Origin of the sequence: Bacillus sp. REN16, from assembly GCF_020731355.1 — a bacterium.
In the GTDB taxonomy this organism is placed as follows: domain Bacteria; phylum Bacillota; class Bacilli; order Bacillales; family Bacillaceae_L; genus Ferdinandcohnia.
This window is the reverse complement of the sequence record NZ_JAJFZK010000008.1, coordinates 58,158-81,925: the sequence shown is the minus strand read 5'-3', so window position 1 is coordinate 81,925 and position 23,768 is coordinate 58,158. Positions and strand designations below refer to the sequence as shown.

At 37.7% G+C, this 23,768-nt stretch carries 24 protein-coding genes, 1 pseudogene and 1 riboswitch; of the genes and pseudogenes, 3 read left to right on the top strand and 22 right to left on the bottom strand.

The features are described 5' to 3' along the window. Positions 1-24: 24 nt before the first annotated feature. From LKW28_RS12760 to LKW28_RS12700, 13 genes are all read right to left on the bottom strand, one after another. Entirely contained in the window at positions 25-801 is a 777-nt protein-coding gene (locus LKW28_RS12760) for a sulfite exporter TauE/SafE family protein (protein WP_229140753.1), read from the bottom strand. Between the two features lie 57 nt (positions 802-858). Beyond that, positions 859-1,986: an MBL fold metallo-hydrolase gene (locus LKW28_RS12755; RefSeq protein ID WP_229140752.1), complete on the bottom strand. Its 1,128-nt coding sequence runs from the start codon at positions 1,984-1,986 to the stop codon at positions 859-861. A 51-nt stretch (positions 1,987-2,037) separates the two neighbouring features. Beyond that, on the bottom strand, positions 2,038-2,613 hold the full coding sequence (locus LKW28_RS12750) for a sulfurtransferase TusA family protein (protein ID WP_229140751.1): 576 nt from the start codon (positions 2,611-2,613) through the stop codon (positions 2,038-2,040). A 75-nt stretch (positions 2,614-2,688) separates the two neighbouring features. Continuing rightward, positions 2,689-2,985: a rhodanese-like domain-containing protein gene (locus LKW28_RS12745; protein ID WP_229140750.1), complete on the bottom strand. Its 297-nt coding sequence runs from the start codon at positions 2,983-2,985 to the stop codon at positions 2,689-2,691. A gap of 21 nt (positions 2,986-3,006) precedes the next feature. Next, positions 3,007-3,366: a rhodanese-like domain-containing protein gene (locus LKW28_RS12740; protein WP_229140749.1), complete on the bottom strand. Its 360-nt coding sequence runs from the start codon at positions 3,364-3,366 to the stop codon at positions 3,007-3,009. A gap of 19 nt (positions 3,367-3,385) precedes the next feature. Continuing rightward, on the bottom strand, positions 3,386-3,865 hold the full coding sequence (locus LKW28_RS12735) for a DsrE/DsrF/DrsH-like family protein (RefSeq protein ID WP_229140748.1): 480 nt from the start codon (positions 3,863-3,865) through the stop codon (positions 3,386-3,388). 20 nt (positions 3,866-3,885) lie between these two features. Next, positions 3,886-4,113 carry a sulfurtransferase TusA family protein gene (locus tag LKW28_RS12730; protein WP_229140747.1) on the bottom strand — a complete coding sequence of 76 codons (228 nt, stop codon included), beginning with the start codon at positions 4,111-4,113 and terminating at the stop codon, positions 3,886-3,888. Positions 4,114-4,368: 255 nt separating this feature from the next. Further along, a complete protein-coding gene (locus LKW28_RS12725) occupies positions 4,369-6,063 on the bottom strand; it encodes an FAD-dependent oxidoreductase (protein ID WP_229140746.1) in 1,695 nt (564 codons plus the stop codon). A 283-nt stretch (positions 6,064-6,346) separates the two neighbouring features. Then, on the bottom strand, positions 6,347-6,979 hold the full coding sequence (locus LKW28_RS12720; RefSeq protein WP_229140745.1) for an FMN-dependent NADH-azoreductase: 633 nt from the start codon (positions 6,977-6,979) through the stop codon (positions 6,347-6,349). Positions 6,980-7,428: 449 nt separating this feature from the next. Continuing rightward, complete coding sequence (locus tag LKW28_RS12715) at positions 7,429-7,746, bottom strand: hypothetical protein (RefSeq protein ID WP_229140744.1); 318 nt, start codon at positions 7,744-7,746, stop codon at positions 7,429-7,431. Next, positions 7,731-8,756 carry an anti-sigma factor gene (locus LKW28_RS12710; RefSeq protein ID WP_229140743.1) on the bottom strand — a complete coding sequence of 342 codons (1,026 nt, stop codon included), beginning with the start codon at positions 8,754-8,756 and terminating at the stop codon, positions 7,731-7,733. The genes LKW28_RS12715 and LKW28_RS12710 overlap by 16 nt, the downstream gene beginning before the upstream one ends. Further along, the gene (locus LKW28_RS12705) at positions 8,749-9,240 is read right to left on the bottom strand and encodes a sigma-70 family RNA polymerase sigma factor (RefSeq protein WP_229140742.1); all 492 of its coding nucleotides are present in this window, start codon (positions 9,238-9,240) and stop codon (positions 8,749-8,751) included. The genes LKW28_RS12710 and LKW28_RS12705 overlap by 8 nt, the downstream gene beginning before the upstream one ends. A gap of 182 nt (positions 9,241-9,422) precedes the next feature. Further along, positions 9,423-10,004: a hypothetical protein gene (locus LKW28_RS12700; protein WP_229140741.1), complete on the bottom strand. Its 582-nt coding sequence runs from the start codon at positions 10,002-10,004 to the stop codon at positions 9,423-9,425. 173 nt (positions 10,005-10,177) lie between these two features. Here LKW28_RS12700 and LKW28_RS12695 point away from each other — a divergent pair, with 173 nt between their 5' ends. Next, a complete protein-coding gene (locus tag LKW28_RS12695; RefSeq protein WP_229140740.1) occupies positions 10,178-11,569 on the top strand; it encodes an amino acid permease in 1,392 nt (463 codons plus the stop codon). A gap of 40 nt (positions 11,570-11,609) precedes the next feature. On the opposite strand, the gene LKW28_RS12690 is transcribed toward LKW28_RS12695, so the two are convergent. The 8 genes from LKW28_RS12690 to LKW28_RS12655 all read right to left on the bottom strand — a co-directional run bounded on the left by LKW28_RS12690 (position 11,610) and on the right by LKW28_RS12655 (position 21,219). Next, positions 11,610-12,350: an amino acid ABC transporter ATP-binding protein gene (locus LKW28_RS12690; RefSeq protein WP_229140739.1), complete on the bottom strand. Its 741-nt coding sequence runs from the start codon at positions 12,348-12,350 to the stop codon at positions 11,610-11,612. A gap of 20 nt (positions 12,351-12,370) precedes the next feature. Further along, positions 12,371-13,114 (bottom strand): amino acid ABC transporter permease, encoded by a 744-nt coding sequence (locus LKW28_RS12685; RefSeq protein ID WP_229140738.1) that lies wholly within the window; start codon positions 13,112-13,114, stop codon positions 12,371-12,373. Between the two features lie 65 nt (positions 13,115-13,179). Then, the gene (locus LKW28_RS12680; RefSeq protein WP_229140737.1) at positions 13,180-14,016 is read right to left on the bottom strand and encodes a transporter substrate-binding domain-containing protein; all 837 of its coding nucleotides are present in this window, start codon (positions 14,014-14,016) and stop codon (positions 13,180-13,182) included. 94 nt (positions 14,017-14,110) lie between these two features. Next, positions 14,111-14,291: riboswitch (Lysine riboswitch) on the bottom strand. A 101-nt stretch (positions 14,292-14,392) separates the two neighbouring features. After that, positions 14,393-15,592, bottom strand: coding sequence for an MFS transporter (locus LKW28_RS12675; protein WP_229140736.1), 1,200 nt, complete (start codon positions 15,590-15,592; stop codon positions 14,393-14,395). A 241-nt stretch (positions 15,593-15,833) separates the two neighbouring features. Next, positions 15,834-17,072 (bottom strand): amidohydrolase family protein, encoded by a 1,239-nt coding sequence (locus tag LKW28_RS12670; RefSeq protein ID WP_229140735.1) that lies wholly within the window; start codon positions 17,070-17,072, stop codon positions 15,834-15,836. 283 nt (positions 17,073-17,355) lie between these two features. After that, a complete protein-coding gene (locus LKW28_RS12665) occupies positions 17,356-18,681 on the bottom strand; it encodes a 6-phospho-alpha-glucosidase (RefSeq protein WP_229140734.1) in 1,326 nt (441 codons plus the stop codon). A 49-nt stretch (positions 18,682-18,730) separates the two neighbouring features. Further along, complete coding sequence (locus LKW28_RS12660; RefSeq protein ID WP_229140733.1) at positions 18,731-20,332, bottom strand: PTS transporter subunit EIIC; 1,602 nt, start codon at positions 20,330-20,332, stop codon at positions 18,731-18,733. Positions 20,333-20,448: 116 nt separating this feature from the next. Beyond that, complete coding sequence (locus LKW28_RS12655; protein ID WP_229140732.1) at positions 20,449-21,219, bottom strand: MurR/RpiR family transcriptional regulator; 771 nt, start codon at positions 21,217-21,219, stop codon at positions 20,449-20,451. A 256-nt stretch (positions 21,220-21,475) separates the two neighbouring features. Between LKW28_RS12655 and LKW28_RS12650 the strand changes: the two genes are divergently transcribed. After that, complete coding sequence (locus LKW28_RS12650; protein WP_229140731.1) at positions 21,476-22,366, top strand: cation diffusion facilitator family transporter; 891 nt, start codon at positions 21,476-21,478, stop codon at positions 22,364-22,366. A gap of 137 nt (positions 22,367-22,503) precedes the next feature. Continuing rightward, a pseudogene (locus tag LKW28_RS12645) lies at positions 22,504-23,064 on the top strand (DUF2935 domain-containing protein). A gap of 309 nt (positions 23,065-23,373) precedes the next feature. Here the strand turns inward: LKW28_RS12645 and LKW28_RS12640 are convergent. Continuing rightward, entirely contained in the window at positions 23,374-23,703 is a 330-nt protein-coding gene (locus LKW28_RS12640; RefSeq protein ID WP_229140730.1) for a hypothetical protein, read from the bottom strand. Positions 23,704-23,768: the final 65 nt, after the last annotated feature.

Here is a 23,768-nt window from a genome sequence, read left to right as displayed (position 1 = left end):
CTCCTCCCTAAGTAGTTGGAATCACTATAAAATATCCATCCAAATCTTCACTGCGGTAACAGCGATTAAGACTGCTAGGATAATCTGCAAAACCTTTGTGTTCATCTTTTTTCCTGCGTTTGCACCAAGCGGCGAGGCTATCAAACTTGCTACAATCATAATAATAGCTGGGACATATTCAATTTGTCCTGTTGTGATTTTACCAACAGTAGATCCAATTGATGAAATAAATGTAATCGCAAGTGAAGATGCGATTGTCATTCTGGTAGGAATTTTTAAGACAACGAGCATAATTGGTACAAGTAAGAATGCACCCGCTGCTCCAACAATTCCAGCACCGAGCCCTACAATAAAGGCAAGTAAGGCAGCTAGCCATTTATGAAACGTCACTTGGTCGAATGGAATATCATCTACATTCTTTTTTGGAATGAACATCATGATAGCCGCAATTAACGCTAATACTCCATAGACAACGTTAATACCGCCTTCTGACATAAATTTGGACCCAAATCCTCCAACAAAACTACCTATTAAAATACTAATCCCCATATAAAGAATAAGGGGTTTATTTAAATAACCACCCTTACGATAAGCCCATACACCACCAATAGTTGCAAAAAACACTTGAACAGCACTGATGCCAGACACCTCATGGGCACTAAACGCTGCTAATCCAAATAACGGCGGAATATATAATAGCATTGGATATTTAATGATAGATCCGCCAATTCCTAACATTCCTGAGATATATGAACCAATAAAACCAATTAAAAAGATTGTAATGATAAAAGTAAAATCCATTCCATGTTGCCTCCTCTTAAGAAAAGGGAACCCTTTATGGTTCCCTTTTAATATTCATTAACGTACTGCACAGCGGTTTGGTCCGATTTCCATTTCACGTTGTTTTTCTTCATCAGGAGAGATTTTCCCCATATTTGTTTCACGAATCTCTTGATAAGCATTTGGTTGTGGTGGTAGGTTTTCTGTTACGATTTTTCTAAATTCCGCTTCGTCCTTAATATTTAGACCATGGTTTTTCACAAATAGTGTTCCTAGTTTTTCAGATACACTTCCATCTTCATTTAATTCGTCAATCATCATGAAGTGAGCTGGTAAAACCACTAGATCATTAGACAATTCTCTATAACGCTTATAAAGAGTTTCTCTTAGATCCCCTACCCAATCTTGTGCTACACCAGCAAGGTCTGGTCTGCCGATTGAATCGATAAATAGAATATCACCAGAAAGTAAGAATTTTTCATCCACAACGAAAGATGTGGAACCAATTGTGTGACCTGGAGAATACAAGGCATGAATATTTATTGTAGTATGACCAATTGTCACATCTAGCCCACCTTCTAGAGCAGCGTATTCAAACGTTACTTCAGTAGCATCTTTTGGCGGTAACCAGTAAGTTGCATTTGTAGCTTCAGCGATTTTTCGTCCACCAGAAATATGATCAGCATGTAAGTGAGTATCAAATACATGCGTGATTTTTGCACCCTTACTTTCAGCAAAATCAAGGAAAATATCAGTCATACGTGTTGCATCGATAATGGCAGCTTCACCGTTTGAAACAATCATGTAAGATAGACAGCCTTTGCCGATACGAACGAATTGATAGATTTCACCACCATCTTTTAAGTCCCCGACTTTAACTGGCTCTAAATGCTCACTCCAAGCCTTCATACCACCTTTAAGATAAGAAACTGCAAGTCCAGCTTCAGAAAGCATATCGGCTACCATGACAGATGATCCTTCTTTTGCACAAACGACTAAGATATCCTTATCTTTTGGCAGTTTTTCAAGGATTTCCTCAACCCCATCTAGTAATTCAAAGTAAGGAATGTTTAAATAATCGAAGTTTTCACCTTCAATTTTCCAATCGTTAAAATCATTTTCGTTACGAACGTCTAGGATAAACAATGTTTCTTTACCGAACACTTTTTTCGTAACATCTTTTGCAGTCATTACGTTAACAGTCATCTCCGAAATTACCCCCTATGGTATATTTTTATTTAAAAAAAATGATCTTTTTTATTTTGTAATACCAGTTGTGTTACCAGTCCACTTGCTCATTCCAGGAACGACATTTTTTACGTTTATAAATCCATTTTCGGTTAATTTTTGTGATGCTAAATCACTTCGGCTACCAGTACGGCAAATTACATAAATCTCTTTCTCTTTATTTAATTCATCAAATCTATCTTCTAATTGCCCTAATGGTAAAGAGATTGCTTCAGGAATATGATTAAATGCATATTCTGCTGCTTCACGAACATCAAGAACTACCATTTCTTTCCCTGAGGAAATTGCAATTTTTAACTCTTCATTTGAAACAACATCAGGATGTCGCTTTTCTACAACTTCTTCTTCACTTGACTTACGTAAATAATGCTTAAGTACATCGCCCTCTTCAAGCGTACCAATGTATTGATGTCCAGTGCTCTCGGCCCATGCTTTTAGATCTGCCTTTGAACCCTTATCAGTTGCTTGGACCTCTAAGACCTGACCGCTCTCTAACTGATTCATTGCTTTTTTCGTTTTTACGATTGGCATTGGACATGCTAACCCTTTTGCATCTAAGACAGAGTTTGTTTTTAATGATTCCATCATTATTCCTCCCAATTATGTCTTGTTATCTTCCTTCCCAACAATACCCTAATAGGTATTATAAAAGGCTAAAAATTACTCAACTTTACCTTCCCAAGCGAGCATTCCGCCCTCCATATTAATCACTTTGAATCCTTGGCCTTCAAGGAATTGATAAGCCCTTCCACTTCTGCCACCTGAACGGCAAACCATTACATATTCCTTTGATTTATCTAGTTCATGCATTCGAAATTCAATTAATCCTAATGGAATATTCACTGCTCCAGGAATCTTTCCTTCTTTAACTTCATCGACCTCACGTACATCAATGATATTTAATGTTTTTCCTTCTGTTAACAGTTCTTCAACTTCTTTTGGGGTTAATTGTTTCATAGTGCTTCCTCCTAAAGTATATTATCTCCAGGCGCTTACTCCGCCTTTTACATTTGTAATATTTTTAAAGCCCTTTTTCTTGAGTAGTTTACTCGCTTTTTGACTTCTCATGCCACTTTGACAGATGACCACAATCTCTTTTTCCTTCGAAAGTTCATTCGATTTTTGTGCAAGCTGATGAAGAGGCATATTTTTAAATCCATGAATATGGAAACCTTTGTACTCTCCAGGAGTTCGAACATCAATAAATTGTTTATCTTTGTTTTTAAGTTCATTCTTTAGTTCAGATGTTGTTATATTTCGAACACCTTTAGTCGGTATAAATAGTTGCAGGATAAAAATGACGATTAATGCCATTAGGATATAATTGATATAATCCATGTTCATTGCCCCCTCTATTTTAGATAAATAAATTTACATTTCCGTCTTGGGCATCCGCCAGATAAGCTGCAACTCCTGCATACTCAATATTATCAAGGAGCTCTTCTTGCTTAAGACCTAGTAAATCCATTGTCATCGTACAAGCAACGAGCTTTATATCCTGCTCCTGTGCCATTTCAATAAGTTGCGGCAATTCTAGAGCATTGTGTTTTTTGATGACTCCTTTTATCATCTTTGGCCCCATTCCCGCAAAGTTCATCTTCGACAGCCCCATTTTGTTTGCGCCTTTAGGCATCATCTTTCCAAACATTTTTTCCATGAAACCTTTTTCCACTTTAAGATCCTCATCTTTGCGAAGTGCATTTAGTCCCCAGAACGTGTGGAAAATCGTCACTTCATGATCATATGCAGCTGCACCATTTGCAATAATATAAGCTGCCATTGCTTTGTCATAATCCCCACTAAATAAGACAATGGTTGTTTTCTTTGTTTCAGACATTTTCTATATCCTCCCTCTCGTTACCCTTTTTTAATATAAAACGTTAGTACTCCATTTTCTTCTTGTATATCAAGGATTTCGTGACCAGTAGAAGCTGCCCATGCAGTTAGGTCACTCTTTGCCCCTTTATCAGTCGCAATGACTTCTAAAATTTGACCTGACTCCAAGCCATCAATTGCTTTTTTTGTTTTCACGATTGGCATTGGACATGCTAAACCTTTTGCATCTAAAACTTTATCAATATTCATTCTACATACCTCCAAGTTATTTTACCTCTACCCCTATGGGTATAATATCAATTAAAATAAAAATGGGCATCTACCCCATTTTTTGATCAAGTGAATAAAGTGAAACCTTTATCACACGACCTATTTTATACCCCTATGGGTATTGTGTCAACACCTAATTTCTAATGATTTATAATGCTCAACACTTTTACTTCAATTAATCAGATAGGGTTTAGAGTATCCTAAATCCCTATCTTACATATTTAATTGTGGATTCTATTTAAAATTATATTCAGTTACAATTTTCTCTCTTCCATTAACCCTATCATTAAAATATTCGTACAAATTAACACCTAGGTATGACCCAGAGATATTGTACACATTCTCATATCCCAAATTTTGCAAGGCCATCACCATATTATAACTTCTTTGACCCGAGCGACAGTGAATATATACAGGTCGGTCCATCGGAATTTCATCAAGCCGTTGTCTAAATTCACTTAATGGAATGTTAATTGCATTTTTTAAATGACCTGTCTTATATTCATTTTTTTCACGTGCATCAATAATAAAAGCATTGCTCTCAACTAATTCTCGAACTTGTGAAACTTTCACTTCTCTATACCTGCCTTCTAGTAGGTTAAACCCTACTAAGGCCGCATGGTTTACGACATCCTTTGCCGTACCAAGCATTGGCGAATAGCTCAGCTCAAGATCTTTTAAGTCTTCCAACGTGCCGTTCATCGTAATCATGGTTGCGATGACATCGATTCGCTTATCTACATTTCCCTTACCAATTGCTTGGGCTCCTAAAATCCGACCCGTCGGGTATTCATAGATTAATTTAAAATGCATAGGATTACTGTCAGGCATTAGTCCGACTTTATCTCCAGGCATTAGATAAACATAATCATGTTGTATTCCAGCTTTCTCAGCTGTTCTTGCATTTAGTCCGGTTGAGGCTGCATTAAGATCAAACAGATGGATGGATGATGAACCAATTACACCCAAATTTCTGCTTGGAATTCCATACATATGGTCAGCCGCAGCTCTTGCTTGCTTTTGTGCTGGACCTGCTAATGCCAGTCTAGTTGGCTTGTGCAACAATCGATGATACACCTCAATGGCATCCCCAACAGCATAAATATCCTTATCACTTGTTAAATAATGATGATTCACTTTAATTGCACCAGTTTCACCAATTTCAAGATTTGCCTCTTTTGCCAAACTAGTTTCAGGTCGAACACCAATTGCCAATACCACTGCTTGTGCATTAATTTTCTTACCAGAATTCGTTCTGACATACCCATCACCTATCTGGGCTAATCCATCATCTAGGACAAGGCTGACACCATGATCTACCATTTCTTTATGAAGGATTTGTGCCATATCATAATCAAAAGGTGCCATCACTTGATTAGCAAATTCTACTAATGTTACATTATAGCCGGCTAACTGCAGGTTTTCCGCAACTTCTACCCCTATAAAGCCACCACCAATAACAGCAATATCTTTGATGCCATTTTGCTTAATGTATGAGTTGATTCTTTCGATATCAACAACATTTCGCACCGTAAACACATTGGAATTGTGAACTCCCTCTATATTTGGACGAATCGGCGAAGCCCCAGGGGAAAGTACTAATTTATCGTATTTTTCTTCGTAGGTTGTATCAGTTATCAAATCTTTTACAGTAATTGTTTTTATATTACGGTTAATCTGGATGACCTCTTGATGGACTCTAGCCTCAATATTGTATCGATTTTTAAACATTTCAGGAGACATCAAAACGAGTTTCTCACTCTCTTCGACAATACCGCTTAAGTGATAAGGTAATGAACAGTTCGAAAAAGATACATGAGGTCCTTTTTCAAACATGATAATCTCTGCACTTTCGTCTAATCTTCTAACCCTTGCAGCAACAGAAGCTCCACCTGCAACCCCACCGACCACTAATATTCTTTTTGACATAGATAACCCTCCGTTTCAAATTACTAACACTATTTTTCCTAATATTTCTTCTTTTATCTAGTTATAATAGATCCTACTAAATTAGTTCACATTTACCCAATAGGTAGATATTGTTTCTACATCCAATTACCCTATGGGGTATATAGATATTTAAAATTTTTTTGAAGTTAAAACTACTACATGAGTAAGTTTATACCCCTAGGGGTAATATGTCAATGTACTTTTTATGAAAGTTAAACAAAGGGGCTGCTCGCCAGCGCGGAACAGCCCCCTCATTTATTTATTATACTAATACCGCTGATAAATTTTTAGCTACATTTTTAACTTTTTCTAGCCCATCAGCAATGATTTTTTCTGCTTGATCTGGTGCTGCAGCATGACCTTCAATAATGACTTCATCTATGATCTCCATACCAAATACGCCACCAGCAACGTTTTTAATATAGGTAGCAGCCATTTCAAGTGGCGCCGCTTCTGGCGTTGAGTAAATGCCTCCACGAGCATTTAGTATAACAGCCTTTTTGTCAGTCATTAATTGTACAGCTTGGCCATTTTCATCGTATTTGAATGAGTAACCCGCTTGATATACATAGTCAATGAATGTTTGTAATTTAGCCGGGATTGTTAGATTCCATAATGGGAATACAAATACAACAACGTCTGCCGCTGAAAAAGCATTCATAGCCTTTTTCTTAGCAGCTAAAATACGTGTTTCAATGTCGGTCATTTCTTCGCCTGATTTTACTTTGCCGAAAGCGTTGAATAAGTCTTGGCCAAGGTATGGCATGTCTTCTGCAAATACATCGTATGTTGTTACATTTACACCATCTATTGTTTTTATGAATGCTTCATACATTTTAGTTGAAACAGCTTCTGAAGCTGGGCGGTTATTTGCTTTTACTACTAAGATATTCATTATGTTAAATTCCTCCATTTATCTTGATGTTAATTATCTTAAAACGATATTATCTTAAATTAACATAGTCGTTCATGGAAGACAAATTAAACACTTTAATGAATACGCTATTTTCCTAGTTTTTTTTTAAAATATAGTGCTAGATCAGTAGAATATTAACGCTTAATCAGTTGGGGTTGGGCACTTTGTTTATCAGCCACTCTTTTATTGGTATTTCAAAAAGTTACCAAGGTGGAGAAACCGTTTTGGGAGGCATTGATTATATAATATTTTTTCCCTACACTGTTTCGGAATGGAACTTGTATTTGGACTTATTTCTGGATTGGTGTTGCTTGACCTGTCCGAATAGATCATTCATTTGGACTCTTTACTGGCTTGATGCTTGATGCTGCCCGAACTGTCCAAATGCTGCCCATTATTTAATCCAGCGTATTCATTGATATTCAATATCAAGGCTTCGGATTAATTCCTACCCAGGATAGGCCAATCATTAAAAATGTAAAAACTAATATAAACAAACTAAGCCCAATCCCCCAAAATGCATATAATCTTGATTTTTTGGTTGTGATCAAACCAAGTAGCCCTAGGATGAGCCCAACAATTGGCAGGTTGACGAGAAACATTTGAGGAAAATCATCGATATCAACCAATAAAGTAATATTAACCCCCGCTAGCGCAATAAGAGCGGTCAGGAAGGAAAGGAATCCCGAAATGGTTGGCAACTTTCTTTGTTTTCCTTTGTCCTTATTGTTCATTTCCAGTTCCATAGCTTCACTTCCCCTACCTTCATGATCCCAATCAGTCCATTACCCTTTAGTTTTCTTAATTCTGGAGTTGGTCCGGTAACAACTGCTCCATAGACATTGATTCCATTTTTCTCAATGTACGGGATTCTTTCTTCTAAAACTAAAGATCGTGCCCGCGATATTTTCTCAGCTGTTTTTTCATCCTTGGCTAGGAAATTTAAAATATCTAAAAATACTTCTTCATTTGATTTATCTCTTCCATTAAATGGAGACCAGGTGGTGGTATCGACCTGTGCTGGATAGCCAATCGGCGCAACAGAATATCCCGCTTCATATAAATTCTTATCCTCAAGCCCCGTATCAACCGCTACCCATCTTACCTCGACATTTTTCCCAAGCTGTTTTTCAATCTCTTCCGGTTTCATTAATTGATTCAAGGAAAGATAGATCTCCCCCACTGTTCCATCCGGAAGTTGATCAAGAATTTCCCAGTCTGAATCTACTGTTTTCCCATATCGCCCATCTGGATGAAAAAGCATATCGGTCTCCATATCTCCCGTATTTGGAAGGGGTCTCTCAAGTTTCATATCCCGCTCAGGAAGATTTGGCTTATCAAGCGCAAAACGAACCGTGTACTCCCCCGCTTTATAATCATCTTGCCCAACCCGCTTAAACACATCAAAATAAAGATTCATCGTAAAAAATCCGATATCCTCTTCTAACTCCATCTCTTCTATACTCATATTCGGTTCCGTTACATAAATGGTTTTTGAGGCGATCTCAATCAGATGGTTCGCTTTTCCGCCAATCGCATAATACAAATAGCTGCTTAATGTAAGTACTGGCACAATTAGCAATAAGACAGCCAGGCTGATCATAATATTAGTCCTTAAAGCATGGTTTCTGCTCACTTTTATCAGTCTTCTTTGGTTTTCTTCCGGCACCTTATGGCTTGTTTCATAGTCTTGCATCGATTCATTGATAAAAGATTGATAAAGTTCCGCATCGTTATGATTTTGTTCCTTATCCATCTTGTCTCCTCCTTTCCTTAACCCTTTCAACCACCTTTTTCCTTCCCCGGAATAAATGGCTCTTTAGCGTATTCAAATTTAATTGAAGAATTTCCGCCGATTCGTTCAAACTCAACTGATGCAAGTCACACAGAACTAAGGCATGCATTTCAGTTTCCTTCAACGAATGTATATCGTTCATGAGTGTGGCAAACCCCTCTTTTTCTAATAGATAACTTTCCGGTGTTTTCAGGCTAACTCGATTATGAATTTCATCAGTAATGAACAGCCGATTATGTTTCCTGGTAAAATCGATAAAAGCATGATAAGCCACTTTAAACAGCCATGGTTTGATATGACTAATCTCATCTTCTGCCAGCTGAAGGTACGCCCGGTAAAATGTCTCCTGGACTAAATCCTCCGCCGTATGATGATTTTTTGAAAGGGAAAATAAATATCGATATAGATCGTCTACATATGATTCAAACGCCTCATCTAAACCCACCGCTTTCCCCCCTTCAACCTATCCACGAAACAGACCTATAAAAAGTTGCAAAATCGATACTATATTTTTATTCAATTGAAATGATATGAAGTAAATTCATTGGCAAATTAAGGATGACGATTGTGAATTGTCCATGAAAAAAGGATACGGGTCTTTGCGTTTCCAAAAGACTGTATCCCTTTTTATGCAGCTGCAAGCTGCCCAGTCATCTTTAAGCGTTCAGTTTGTTGAATTTGTTCGTAATATGATTTTTGTTTTTCTATTCTTCCATTTGTTAGATAAAAGATAAAATAAAGGATGATTTGAGTGGCGATAAAGTTTATTAAATTTCCTACTAAATCCTGTTCAAAAAAGGTGTATCGCGTTTCTTGATCAATAAAAGTAAAATATCCAAACAAAAACAAAATCGATAAACAATTTAATAACAACGAAAAGTAAAAAAGCCTTTTATCAAAAAACAAAATCGAAAGGGCCGGAATAAAGGATAAAAAAATAAAAGAGGATCCGGTCTCAGGGTATAAAAGAAACATTGTGTAAAAGTAAATGAACGCAACCATAATAATACATAGTCTAAGAATACCCGTGCTTTTCCTAGGATAAAGTAATAGGCAGACAGATAAAATGAATACAAGGACCATATGGAGTATATAACCCATCCGATATTCTCCAAAATACGGGTTTTCAACCAACAATCCAGTTATCATAATGGCTATAATGAGCCAAACGGCAGTGTAATATATTTTTTTATTAGTAAACTCCTTCATTTTTACCTCTTTTTATGTTAGTCATCCTTTAAAATATATCATTTTTCAAGATGGTATTGTATGCGTATTAAGATTTTTTCGACAGTATTATCGGTAATTCGACAAAACTGGTTGACCTTTACTAAATTAACATATAGACTTTTTACATATTTTCAAAAAAATGAGGGTTCAATATGAAAGATGTTTTATTTAGGAAAAAAGATCTCAAGGAGTTACTGGAAAAAGATGGAGATATTCAGTTACCGAAAACGTTAGGAGCTTTTGACTTAATGCTCCTTGGTGTAGGTGCCATTGTTGGAACTGGTATTTTTATTCTTCCTGGGACAGTAGCCGCTGGGCACGCAGGACCAGGTATCGTTATTTCGTTTATTATAGCTGCGATAGTCTGTGCATTTGCCGCGATGTGTTATTCAGAATTTTCTTCCTCTGTACTAGTAACGGGCAGTGCCTATACCTATTCATACATAGTATTTGGAGAATTAGTCGCTTGGTTAGTCGGGTGGGCGTTACTGCTGGAATACGGCTTGGCGGTTGCTGCGGTTGCGACTGGTTGGTCTGCTTATTTAAGTGCTTTGTTAGAAGGTTTTCATGTTACCATTCCAAAGGCAATCTCAGGTTCTTTTAATCCGGCTGATGGAACATATATAAATATTCCGGCAATAGCCATTATCTTTGCTACTGCTTTTTTATTAACACTCGGAATAAGAGAATCGACGAAGGTTAATATGATCATGGTATTTATTAAAGTAGGTGTGATTCTTTTATTTATTGGAGTCGGTATTTTCTATGTTGAGCCTGCTAATTGGCAGCCGTTTATGCCCTTTGGAATGAATGGCGTGATAACGGGGGCGGCTCTCGTTTTCTTTGCTTATCTTGGGTTCGATGCTGTATCGTCAGCTGCTGAAGAGGTAAAGAACCCGCAACGGAATATGCCAATTGGAATTATTGGATCATTATTGATATGTACGATACTTTATGGGACGGTTTCGCTTGTTTTGACCGGAATGGTTTCCTATACAAAGCTAAATGTAAGTGATCCGGTCAGTTTCGTGATGCAGATTGTCCATCAGGATTGGGTAGCAGGTGTTATTTCGCTTGGTGCTGTTGTTGGGATGATGACAGTTATACTTGTTATGTCATATGGCGGAACTCGACTTCTATATGCGTTTGGCCGTGACGGATTGTTGCCGAAAAGTTTGTATGAGCTTAGTAAAAAACATAAATCCCCCGTTAAAAATACGTGGGTATTTGCAATTCTCGTAGCTTTTTGTGCAGGTTTTATTCCGTTATCTAAGCTAGCAGAACTAGTAAACATGGGAACATTACTTGCATTTACAGTCGTTTCACTCGGGGTTATTTACTTAAGAAAAAATAAAAGTATTCCAACGAATGGTTTTAAAGTACCATTTTTCCCAATCTTACCGATTTGTTCATTCTTATTATGTTTATTTTTAATGACTCAGCTCTCCGTCTTTACATGGGTTGCCTGCGGTGTTTGGTTTCTAATAGGATTACTTTTCTATTTTGCATATGGTCAAAAGCATAGCGTAATGAATAGGGAATAAGAAAAAGCAGTGTGATTTGTGAAAAATCCACTGCTTTTTTTTATGAATGTACTAACGTACGTTTTAGGAATTCCCTCGTACGATCTTGTGTAGGATTATTGAAAATCTGCTTCGGACTTCCTTCTTCTGCAATAACTCCTTTGTCCATAAAGACGACCCGGTCAGATACTTCTTTTGCAAATTCCATTTCGTGCGTTACGATTAACATCGTCAGACCAGATTCAGCAAGTTCCTTCATTACTTTCAGAACTTCTCCCACCATTTCCGGATCAAGTGCTGATGTTGGCTCATCAAATAACATCACATCTGGTTCCATGGAAAGTGCTCTTGCAATTGCAACACGTTGCTTTTGGCCTCCGGACAGTTGCTTCGGCTTGGCGTTAATGTATTTATCCATGCCAACAACCTTTAAGTATTTCATCGCGACTTGTTCCGCTTCTTCCTTGGAGCGTTTCAGCACTTTGATTTGTCCCACTACACAATTGTTAAGGACATTATGATTATTAAATAAGTTAAATTGTTGGAAAACCATCCCTAAATGCCTTCGATAGGTAGTTACATCATGCTTGTCATCCAAGATATTTTTGCCTTGATAGATAATTTCCCCGCCGCTGGGTCTTTCTAAAAGATTAATACAACGAAGAAGAGTTGACTTACCAGAACCTGAGGAACCGATGATGGAGACTACCTCTCCTTTATTAACAGAGAAATTAATATCTTTTAATACTTCATGAGCGCCGAAGGATTTGTTTAAATGTTGAATATCTATAATCTTTTCCATATACTCTCCTCCTTCCTCCGTTATTTTTGATTTGCTTCTAATGAGGTGTCGTTTCCAATCATTGTATAGTTGTCTGCACCATCTAATTTCTTTTCAAAATATAGCAATATTCTAGTTACAATAAAGGTCATCACAAAGTAAATCATACATGCTACGAAAAAGGATTCAAAATATCTAAAGTTATTTCCTGAAATCGATTTGGTCACGAAATATAATTCTGTAACGGAAATGACGTTTAGAACGGATGTATCTTTAATATTAATCACAAATTGATTACCTGTTGCTGGTAGTATGTTTCGGATTACCTGTGGCAATACAACATTCCACATTGCCTGGACATGATTCATTCCAATTGCATGGGCTGCTTCGAACTGTCCTTTATCAATTGATACAATCCCACCACGGACATACTCTGCCATATATGCGCCTGTATTAATCGAAACAACGATAATGGCTGCGACAAAAACATTCATATCGATTCCAAATGCCATCGCGGAACCATAATAAATCACCATCGCTTGAACAATCATCGGTGTTCCACGGAAGAATTCAATATAGATTGAGAGGATTGTGTTAATCACCTTTAAAAATACTTTGTTCATTCCACGTTCAGGCACTGGAATGGTACGAATGACACCTGCTACCAAACCTATCATTGCCCCAAAGATTGTCCCGATAAGAGCAATCAAAAGTGTTACGCCAGCACCACGAAGGAACATTGGCCAGTTTTCTGCGATTATTCGGATGATCCACTCAAAACTCATCTTATTTCCTCCTTTACTCGATAAAACCGACTGTATGTTGGTATACAGCCGGTTTCCGGCGTTCTTTATTCTGCTGCTGGTTGATTAATAATAGCAGTATCCATAATGCTTGTACGTTCTTCTTCTGAGATACCTGCTAAAACTTCATTGATTTTATCTGTTAATTCACTGCCTTTTTTAAGTCCGACAGCGATTGCTGTATCATCTGCTGATGTTTTAAATCCCTCTTCAAATTCAACCATGACAAAGTTTTCGTTTGCAGATGAAGCACTAATTCCTTCAGGACGCTCTGAAACGTATCCATCAATGATTCCCGATTCAAGAGCTACACGCATTGCCGGGAAGTTGTCCATTGCTGTTTTCTTCTCGACACCTTCAATTTGATCGATCACTGAATAGTGGAACGTATTTAACTGAGCTGTAATTTTTGCTCCATTAAAATCTTGTATAGAAGCAGCATTTTCATACTGGCTGCCTTTCTTCACAACCATTACTAAATTCGATGTATAGTAATTTTCGGAAAAGTCGATTGCTTCTTTACGTTCTGCTGTCGGCGACATACCTGCTACGATGGCATCAATTTTTCCTGATTGTAAAGCCGGAACAAGGCCATCCCACTCTGTTTTAACAATCACTAATTCTTTTCCTAATCCTTCAGCCACTTTTTTCGCGATTTCTACATCATATCCACCCGCATACTCTGCTGAACCATCAATTTTAACCCCACCGTTGGAATCATCGTTTTGAGTCCAGTTAAACGGCGCATACCCAGCCTCAAGACCGACCTTAAATGTATTGTCTTCTGATGAACCGGCTTTGGAAGTATTACTCGTCCCACATCCTGCCAATAAAAGAATTGCTGAAATCAATAAAACTATGAATAATGATAATTTGTTTCTCATAATCTATCTACTCCTATTTATAAATTTCGACAAAAAAAGACCTGAGATATACTCAGGTCGCTGTATCGATGCCTTAAGTCCTCTCTTTTATCCCAAATGAGATAGCACAACTCAATAAACTAGGTGTTTATTGAGACAGTCCTGCAGCTCTTAACTGCAGACCCAGCATGTAATACCGAGATTATTACAAACTTCGGCGACATTTCCTTCTCCTTAGCATCATTGCTTCTCAAACTCCACTAAAGACTGTTAAATATCGCGCCTCTACCCCACTAATAAAAGTGAGGTCTTATTTAATTATTTTCTATACTACTATAATACCTGTATATCGTCAACCCGTACTCATTAGCAATACTTGTAAACAGGTCGCGAAGATTTAAGTTAATTCAACCTGTTTTGTTTCTTTCCCTAAAACCGCAAGGATAATCACACCGATGACGATACTAGCACAAAATAGCGCAAAAATGAAACCAATCGGTTTACCTGCTGCGACTAGTGATCCAACAAGAAGTGGACCAAGGATCCCACCTACACGACCGATAGCTGCGGCCATACCAGCCCCAGTCCCACGAATGACAGCTGGATATTGTTCAGGGGTGTAAGCATATAAAGCTCCCCATGCGCCAAGGTTGAAGAACGATAATAAGATTCCCGATACGATCAAGACTGCAGTTGTTTCTGCCTGACCGAAAACTAGGGCCGCCCCCGCTGTCCCAAGTAAATAAGTGACAAGCACAAACTTTCTCCCTACTCGTTCAATAAGCCATGCAGCTGTAAAATAACCCGGCAGCTGTGCCAAAGTCATGATTAATACATATTCGAAACTTTGAATCATACTAAAGCCTTTCATCACCATCACACTTGGCAACCAAAGGAACATCCCATAGTATGAAAAAACAACTGTGAACCAAACCATCCAAAGAACGAATGTAGGGCGTGCATATTTCTTTGACCAAACATCTCGGATATTTTGTCCAATCGACCGTTTCTCCACTTTTTTGGGCGAAAATGCCGGAGAATCTGGAAGTTTCAAACGTAAATAAATGGCATAAAAAGCAGGTAAAGCTCCCAAGATTAGGGCTACTCTCCAGCCAAATGATGGAATAACAAAATATGAAATAAGTGCTGCCAATAGCCAACCAAATGCCCAAAAGCTTTCAAGCAACACAACAACTCTACCACGCTCTTTGGCTTCTACACTCTCTGAAACAAGTGTCGAAGCAACTGGTAATTCCCCGCCCAGACCTAAGCCAACAAAAAAACGCAGAACTAAAAAGGCGAACAGAGTCGTTGTCAATGCCGAAATACCGCTCGCTAGTGAAAATAAGATTAATGTGATTATAAATATATTTTTCCTGCCAATTTTATCAGCCCAAAGACCAAAAAGAAGGGCACCTACAGCCATCCCAATGGAATTCACACTTCCAATCCACCCCATCTGTTCTGGTGTCAAACCCCAATCAGCGCTCAGTGCTGCAATGATAAATGAAAGCATCCCAACATCTAGTGCATCAAACATCCAGCCGAGCCCTGCGATACCAAGAAGCTTTCGCTTTGAAATTGTATTTTCTGTCATCATTTTTACCCCCACTTAGTGTCTTGACAGTTGTCATTACCTATCTACTATAATTTGATTTAATTGAAAATACAAGGTTTTTTTCGAGGTCTGGATTTAGTATGAACCCTTTAATCTCATATTATCTATTTGGTATAAAAAAGTGAGGCTGCTGGGGACAGGCCCTACTTTAAGAATAAGAAATGCAAAAAGTAAGCGTACGTTGTCAGACTGTAGACAATGTATGCTCACTTTTTAATGATTACTTTTTATCTAAAGCCCCTGAAGAAAAAACACCTTTATGCAGTACTGCCACACGTTTTGGCAATCGTGCTACTGCTTCTGCCGAACAGCTTGCTGGTACGAAGACGGCAGTTGCTTCATCTCCAACCCTTGGCCAGATCTGATTACCCTCTTTATCTAAAGGAGTAATGCCTCTAGTGGCTAGGGATAAAGCACGTGACAAATGGTACTCATTACTCCAACCATTTAATTGTGCTGCAAGATGAGCTTTTTGAAGAATATCTCCAACCCCAAACGGTGACCAATGATCTGTTATACTATCATTTCCAAGAAGGACTTCTACCCCCTGCCTTTGTAGGAGTGGAATCGGCATGATCGTTTTACCAATAGGAACAGTTGAGGCAATCGAAATTCCTAATGACGCTAGCCGGTTTGCAAGCTTGATTCCTGATTCTTCCGACAACGAAGCTAGTGAGAATGCATGGCTGATTGTTACTTTTCCCTCTAGTCCAGCTTCTTCCGTAAAATCTGCCAACCTATTAATGGCTTTTATGCCAGTTTCCCCACCCTCATGAAGATGAATATCAATGCCTGCGTTATAATCCACTGCGATTTGTACCATCGTTTCCAGGGAATTTTCCATATTTCCATCAACAATAGTTGGGTCAAGACCTCCTACATGTGTTACTCCAAGTTCCATGGCTTCTCTGAGAAGACCTTCTACATTTGAATGAAGTAGCCCATGTTGAGGAAAAGCCACGATTTCATGTGAGACCTTGTCTGAATATTTCTCTAAGGCTGCCTTTAATTTTTCGAGATTTTTTAGCCCGACAGTCTGGTCAATATTACAGTGACTTCGAACATAGGTTGAACCGTAGCTTAGGATCAACTCAATTAATTTTTCCGAGCGCTCTTGTGCTGTCGGAAGCAGTTCTGGCAGTATTTTTTCTTCAAATTCAATCATGTCAAAAATACTTTTTCGATTCGCCCCTGCCCTCCAAGGACCACCATAATAGGTTTTATCTAAATGAATATGCATTTCTTTGAATGCAGGGAGGAGCAGCATTCCCTTTGCATCATAGCAATCTTTATCTCTACTATATGGTGTATTTGTATCTTCGATTTTGATAATAATGCCGTTTTCAACTTCGATATTATGTAATTTCGTTTCAGTAGCGACAACCTGCCCATTTTCATATTTGTATCCGCTTTCTAATAAAACATTCAGAAGCAAATAGGAGTTTTTCGGATTCTTCATTTGTGTATTCTCCTTTGTGGGTTCACCTGCAAATTCGAGAGACTGCTCTTGAGGATTTGTAGAATCCTGTTTATTGCATTCTCTGCTATTTACATCATACCAAAAAAAGAATATCAGACCGAAAAAATGTCTGATATTCTTGTCTATTTTTATTCATTGTATACGGCAATCAGCCGATTTCCCCTAATCCAACTAATCCTATTTTCATAGATAATCTCTTCGCACAAGGAGAAAAGGGCGAAAAAATCGACATTCCGTTTTTTCGCCACTTTTTTCCTATCTATTAATTTAACTCAGGCCAGTACGCTTTATTAGCTTCTATTAAGTCATCTAGGATATCTTTCGCTACTTTTGCACTTGGTACTGTTTTTGAAAGCGTTAGTGCCTGCCATAGTTTTTGGTAGCTTCCTTCAATATAAGCTTGAACAACTAATTTTTCGACTGTTACTTGCTGGTACATTAGCGCTCTTTGGAATTCTGGAATCTTCCCTTGGCTTAATGGCTCTGGACCATCACTGCCAACGATACATGGTACTTCTACCATTGCATCATCATCAAAGTTAGCAATCGTTCCATTGTTTTCCACAATCAATAACATTCTTTCATGAGTGTTGAAGGCAATCGCACGAGCCAAGTCAACTACGAAAGTGGCATGTGCCCCCATTTCAAATTCACAGCCTTCAGCTGTTCCTCTTTCAATGATTGTTCTTGCTGTTGAGAAGACATTCTTTTCCCTGCCGGCGATAACTTCATTTGCTCTTGTGTATTCCGGATTAGACGTTTCTACCACATAATCAGGGTATAAATAATATTTTAAATACGTATTAGGTAAGAATCTTGGATCGACAGCCAATAGGTCTTTTGCTTTTTTATGTGTTTCCTGCCAGCTGGCATCCGTATGCTGAGTATCTACTTCTTTTTGAGTCAGATAACCGTTTTCCGCTACATAGTCGCGAATTTGAGGTAGGTATTCATTACCTTCTTTATCTTTTACACTTGTCCACCAGCCAAAGTGATTTAACCCGAAATAACGTACTTCTAAATCACTTGGTTCTTTGCCGACGATGTGAGATATTCTGCGCAGTGTACCAACAGGCATATCACAAATATTCAATACTTTTGAATTCGGGCGCAGAACACGGCAAGCTTCCGCTACAATAGCCGCAGGATTGGAATAGTTTAACATCCATGCATCTGGTGAATATTTTTCCATGATGTCAATTAACTCGATCATATCACCGATGCTTCTCATTCCATATGCAATTCCGCCAGGTCCGCAAGTTTCTTGACCAACGACTCCATGCTTTAATGGAATTTTTTCGTCTTTTTCGCGCATTTCATATTTTCCAGTACGAATATGAGCAAAGCAGAAGTCGATATCCGTGAAAGCCTCTTCTGGATCAGTTGTGAAGCAATACTCGATATCTGGCGCATTTTCTTTTAACACAATTTCGATTGCTTCTCCTAGAACAGCTTGTCTTTCCCTATCATTATCATATAATTTTAATTTCCGAAGAGGGAAACGGTCCAAATTATCTAATAACATCATAACAATCCCCGGTGTATAGGTACTTCCCCCGCCTGCAATAACGACTGAGAATTTTTTCATTTTCTCCATTCCCTTCTCTATCTTTGTTGTTTGTTTATTTTTTACGGTTTTATTCGTTTGTTGTTAATCCTAAATAGCTGTCTACAGCTTTTCTAATATTTGTTACCTCTAAGCCGTATACCACCTGAACGTTCTTATCTTTAATTACAACTCCACTGGCACCTGTTTCTCTTTTCAATACTTCTTCGTTGACCATTTCAGGATTATCCAGTGTTAAACGAAGTCTTGTATAACAATTTGTTACTGTATTAATGTTACTTGCTCCGCCTAAAGCGTCGACAATGACTGGTGCAATACCGTCATTCCCCTGTGGCTCGGAAGCTCCAGTTTTTCCTTGTTTTTGTTTCTCTTTAAAATCTTTCTTTGAATATAATTTTGTCTCCCCGCCATCATCTTCTCTTCCAAGTGTCTTGAAATTGAATTTCACAATAAGGAAACGGAATATTAAATAGTAAATACCAAAGTAGATTAATCCAATTAAAATGTACATTGGCCAATGTGTTTTTTCGATTCCAAGCGGTAAATTGAATAAAAGGAAGTCAATCATTCCGTTTGGTCCAATGGCTCTGACATCCAATAAATTAAATGTCACCATTGCTAAACCACTTAAGGCAGCGTGAACGACAAACAGTAATGGTGCGACGAACATGAACGAGAATTCAATTGGTTCCGTAACACCTGCAATAAATGAAGTAAAAGCAGCTGGAATTAATATCGCTTTTACCTTTGTCTTGTTCTCAGGCTTAGCCGTATGATACATCGCCAAGCAGGCACCAATCAGACCGAACATTTTTGAAATACCGCGGGCATCCCAAACGACAGATGAAGAAAGCTCTTTTACAGTTGGATCTGCAATCTCCGCATAATAAATATTCCTTGCTCCTTCAAAAACTTGTCCGCCAACTTCTGCAGCACCACCCAAAGAAGTGTATAGGAATGGCGTATAAATTAAGTGGTGAAGCCCAGTTGGAATTAATAAGCGCTCCAACATTCCGTATAAGAAAATCCCGAAGCTTCCACTGTGATTAATAAGCGTTCCAAGATTGTTAATGCCGGTTTGGAAAAACGGCCAAATATACGTAAGTGCGATTGATAATAATACAACTACTGGAATAAGTACGATAAAAACAAAACGGGATCCCCCATAAATTTGAAAAGCACCTTTAAAATCTGTATCAACAAATTTGTTATGAACTAGAGCGGTTACAATTCCAAGAATAATTCCGAGGAAAACACCCATATCAAGGATTTGAACACCTAAAATAAGCGTTTGTCCAGTACCCTGCAAAGAGTCACCCTGGAACAGCACTCCTTTAAGGTCCATAAATTTATTCATGGCATTAACAAATACCAAATAACCTAATAAGGCATTAAAACCGGCAACCGCTTTTTCTTTATTAGCTAAGCCGACCGTGATACCGACACAGAATATGAGTCCTAAGTTACCAAGAATCGAGACAAGTGATCCGGTTAAAATTGACCCGAACCCCGTTGTAATCGGATTATCTAAAAATGGAATTACTTCCATTAACCTTGCATTCGTAAATAAGTTACCTAATGCAATTAAAATCCCCGCAATCGGCAAAATAAGAACTGGAATGAACATCGCTTTTGAAAAACGCTGCATACCTTCCATTAATTGGGCTTTCATTTGCCGCACCTCCTACATTCCATTATTTTTTCGACTCGTTTAGAATACAATGGAAGCGTTTAATAGTCGATAGATTTAACATGATTAAAAACGTGTTTCAGAGATTGAAACACGTTTCATTTTTTGCTATTTTTTGCGCCTAAATTCTCCACATACTGCTTAAGAATGAACTCAAACAGTAAAAGCATCTTAGGAAAGAAGCTATTTGGAAGCATATTTCGGTCATCCAGTTTATTAGAATCCAGGATCTTAAAATTTATATCTGACAGCTCTGCAATCCGATTTTTCGTTTCCTTTGTGAAGGACGCTGTAAAGATGTGATGTTCTTTTGCCGCATGCAATTTATCAATTACTGTCTGTGTCTCACCTGATTTTGAGATAACGACTAACGCTCCGATATCCTCAAGATTATTTTCAAATATACCAACAGAATCCGTTGCGCTCGCTATAATCGTTTTACGGCCAAGCACTAATAGTTTTTTATAAAAATACTCCGCCGCAATGGCTGAAAATCCAGTTGCATAAATAAAAATATATTTTTGCTCCAGATTTAACACTCGGCTAATAAACATTTCTATATCTTTCCTTGTATTAAGGGTTAAAAAATCCGTTTGATTTATCTGTAAAAAGTCCTCTATATCCGTATTTTGCGGTATTTCTACTTTCTTAATCATTGGTAAGAGCTGATAATACATATCAACAAATCCTGTGTAGCCCAGCTTTTTCGACAAACGTATCACAGTTGCAGGAGATGTGAAATTTTCTTTTGCTATTACACGAACTCCCTTTTGTAAAACATTATCAATGTTATCAATGATATATTGAATGATTTGAATATCTAATTCCGTTAAATTTTTCCCTTGAATAATTTTGCTAATATCAATCAAACCTACTCACTCTCATTCTTCATCCTTACTTTCATTTTTTAGTATACCTCAACTTTTACTGTTCAAACGAATAACGGAAAAGTAGGACCTGCACTCATTGCGATAACGGCGGGGGCAGCCCATCCTAATTTTTCCCCAGGTAAAAACTCTTTCCTAACAAGTTATTTTGTTGCTATTCCACAAAAACGTTGCCGTAGACTAACACGAAACCCCTTTGTTACAATAAGATTCAATGTTAATTTTTGGAGGAAGCGAAATGGAGCAGAGGTATCAGGATTTGAAGTTAGGGGAACGTGGTGCGATTCTAAGCATTGCCGTTTATATCTTCTTATCGATCTTGAAATTACTCATAGGGTATATAGCCGGTTCAGAAGCTTTAAAAGCCGATGGGTTAAATAATACCACTGATATAGTTGCTTCTGTTGCAGTTTTGATTGGTTTAAAACTCTCTCAAAAACCAGCAGACGACGATCACCCGTATGGACATTGGAAAGCCGAAACAGTTTCTTCGTTAATTGCATCATTAATCATGATGATTGTTGGTGTTCAAGTTTTATATGGCGCAGCATCTTCTGTCTTTATTGGTAAACATGAGTCACCCGATATGATCGCAGCATGGACAGGGTTCATTTCCGCTTTTATCATGATATTAGTATATCGATATAATAAAAATCTGGCTAATAAAGTAAAAAGTCACGCAGTAATGGCTGCCGCAAAAGATAATCTTTCTGATGCATGGGTTAGTATTGGTACGGCAATAGGTATTTTAGGCTCTCAGCTTGGTATACCTTGGCTTGACCCAGTAACTGCTTTTGTTGTCGGTTTATTAATCTGTAAAACGGGGTGGGACATTTTCCGAGAATCCTCACATTATTTAACAGATGGCTTTGATCTAGAGGATTTAGAAGAATATAAACAAACCATTTTGAATGTAAACGGGGTTTTAGAAGTAAAAGACATTAAAGGACGAACATACGGAAATAGCAATGTAGTAGATGTCGTGATTTCGGTTTCAAATACTTTAGATATTACAGAGGCACATGAAATATCATCAAAGGTAGAGAGTGCCCTAATTAAGCAACATAACATATTCGATGTTCATGTGCATGTTGAGCCGGTTAGGGATGAAACGTTAATGATGAATTGATTCATGTTATGCTAATCGGTTAACATCCTCCCCATAATAATACGTTTAGCATAGATAACCCTAATCAAATTGCAGTATATTCAGATTGCTTACTACATATGATTTACGGAGATGTTACGATTAATGGAGGGATTGGAATAAATAGAAATAAAGATTTGCATGCTGATACTGGTGTCACTTCAGGACTGTTTGTAGAGCATCTTTAAATGAAATTCGTTTTTGGTCTAGGATCATGAAGGAACATTCTTTATTTCTCCGATTAGGTTTTAGGGCAGAGGACACTCAACTAATTCAAGAAGCCAACCAATTTTACCGGATTTTTGAACGCATCGAACAAATGGCTCATTCCCTCTCCAATCAAACCGACCCCGAACAAATAAGAAAATTTAATTCAGAAGTACAGCAAGCCGCAACTGGTATTTTTGCATTTAAACGAAAAGTATTAGGATTAATTCTTATTGAAGCCACAATCTCAAACGGTTCCGCTTTTAGATCAATTTCTGGATCAAAATCGTGTGTCTGTCGCATCACTTCGGGACTTCAAGAAAACTGCGCGTGATCTAATCGAACAATGTAAAATAAAGAGTATCATTCATCCGTTATTAGCGGACCATGTTTTCCGGGAAGCTGATAGATTCCTAGAAATAATTGATATGTTTGATGCTCACCTCACAAGCATAAATCGTCAATCAAGGTAGTGGATCTAGCACTGCATTTAAAAATATAAAGCAGTGCAAATTTGTGTGAACTACACTGCTTTTATGATTTTACTCACAAATCTAATACAACTATAATTAATATTTTTCACAAGAATTGGCCATAAATCCTTAAATTACTCAATAACCACTATTATTTCATCGGGATAAAGTTAGCTCAAGTATGATGTTTTGATGTTGGTTTAAAAGGGATTTAAAAGAGAAATTGAGGATGGAAGACAATTGAAATGAATGAAATACCACTAAGACATGAATCGAAATAGAAGAATTCAGAAATCAATCCGAATCATATTAACCAAATAACACTTTTACACTCCCTTCTTTTTGAGCTGTTATTAAACAATTTAGGATAAAATCTTGTATTTGTTTTTGATCCCAATTTGCTCCATTACTTTCCAACTGGACTTCTCCACTACCAAAAAATTGCTCGTAGGAATATAAAGCCTTTTCAATTTGTTCTGTCGAGAAGGTAGTACCGCCGCCTGTACCGCTAACTCCTGCATAATATTCATCAGCATCTAAAAAACTGTACAGGAACGTAGAGTTATAGTTGCTCATACCAAAACGTGCATAAGCAATCTCTTCTCCTGCCTTATTGTAACCTGAAATATCGTGACCCATCGTTTTCCTCCTTCAATGTAATGTAAATGACTAGAAACAATTTGCTAAATCGTAAAGTGCCTATA

Excerpts from the sequence above, each read along its gene's own strand:
- LKW28_RS12725 (WP_229140746.1), bottom strand. The coding sequence starts at position 6,063 with ATGTCAAAAAGAATATTAGTGGTCGGTGGGGTTGCAGGTGGAGCTTCT.
- LKW28_RS12715 (WP_229140744.1), bottom strand. The coding sequence starts at position 7,746 with ATGGAACTGGAAATGAACAATAAGGACAAAGGAAAACAAAGAAAGTTG.
- LKW28_RS12675 (WP_229140736.1), bottom strand. The coding sequence starts at position 15,592 with ATGACAGAAAATACAATTTCAAAGCGAAAGCTTCTTGGTATCGCAGGG.
- LKW28_RS12720 (WP_229140745.1), bottom strand. The coding sequence starts at position 6,979 with ATGAATATCTTAGTAGTAAAAGCAAATAACCGCCCAGCTTCAGAAGCT.
- LKW28_RS12700 (WP_229140741.1), bottom strand. The coding sequence starts at position 10,004 with ATGAAGGAGTTTACTAATAAAAAAATATATTACACTGCCGTTTGGCTC.
- LKW28_RS12670 (WP_229140735.1), bottom strand. The coding sequence starts at position 17,072 with ATGAAGAATCCGAAAAACTCCTATTTGCTTCTGAATGTTTTATTAGAA.
- LKW28_RS12735 (WP_229140748.1), bottom strand. The coding sequence starts at position 3,865 with ATGTCTGAAACAAAGAAAACAACCATTGTCTTATTTAGTGGGGATTAT.
- LKW28_RS12650 (WP_229140731.1), top strand. The coding sequence starts at position 21,476 with ATGGAGCAGAGGTATCAGGATTTGAAGTTAGGGGAACGTGGTGCGATT.
- LKW28_RS12740 (WP_229140749.1), bottom strand. The coding sequence starts at position 3,366 with ATGGATTATATCAATTATATCCTAATGGCATTAATCGTCATTTTTATC.
- LKW28_RS12640 (WP_229140730.1), bottom strand. The coding sequence starts at position 23,703 with ATGGGTCACGATATTTCAGGTTACAATAAGGCAGGAGAAGAGATTGCT.
- LKW28_RS12685 (WP_229140738.1), bottom strand. The coding sequence starts at position 13,114 with ATGAGTTTTGAGTGGATCATCCGAATAATCGCAGAAAACTGGCCAATG.
- LKW28_RS12745 (WP_229140750.1), bottom strand. The coding sequence starts at position 2,985 with ATGAAACAATTAACCCCAAAAGAAGTTGAAGAACTGTTAACAGAAGGA.
- LKW28_RS12695 (WP_229140740.1), top strand. The coding sequence starts at position 10,178 with ATGAAAGATGTTTTATTTAGGAAAAAAGATCTCAAGGAGTTACTGGAA.
- LKW28_RS12660 (WP_229140733.1), bottom strand. The coding sequence starts at position 20,332 with ATGAAAGCCCAATTAATGGAAGGTATGCAGCGTTTTTCAAAAGCGATG.
- LKW28_RS12680 (WP_229140737.1), bottom strand. The coding sequence starts at position 14,016 with ATGAGAAACAAATTATCATTATTCATAGTTTTATTGATTTCAGCAATT.
- LKW28_RS12760 (WP_229140753.1), bottom strand. The coding sequence starts at position 801 with ATGGATTTTACTTTTATCATTACAATCTTTTTAATTGGTTTTATTGGT.
- LKW28_RS12730 (WP_229140747.1), bottom strand. The coding sequence starts at position 4,113 with ATGAATATTGATAAAGTTTTAGATGCAAAAGGTTTAGCATGTCCAATG.
- LKW28_RS12665 (WP_229140734.1), bottom strand. The coding sequence starts at position 18,681 with ATGAAAAAATTCTCAGTCGTTATTGCAGGCGGGGGAAGTACCTATACA.
- LKW28_RS12755 (WP_229140752.1), bottom strand. The coding sequence starts at position 1,986 with ATGACTGTTAACGTAATGACTGCAAAAGATGTTACGAAAAAAGTGTTC.
- LKW28_RS12710 (WP_229140743.1), bottom strand. The coding sequence starts at position 8,756 with ATGGATAAGGAACAAAATCATAACGATGCGGAACTTTATCAATCTTTT.
- LKW28_RS12750 (WP_229140751.1), bottom strand. The coding sequence starts at position 2,613 with ATGGAATCATTAAAAACAAACTCTGTCTTAGATGCAAAAGGGTTAGCA.
- LKW28_RS12690 (WP_229140739.1), bottom strand. The coding sequence starts at position 12,350 with ATGGAAAAGATTATAGATATTCAACATTTAAACAAATCCTTCGGCGCT.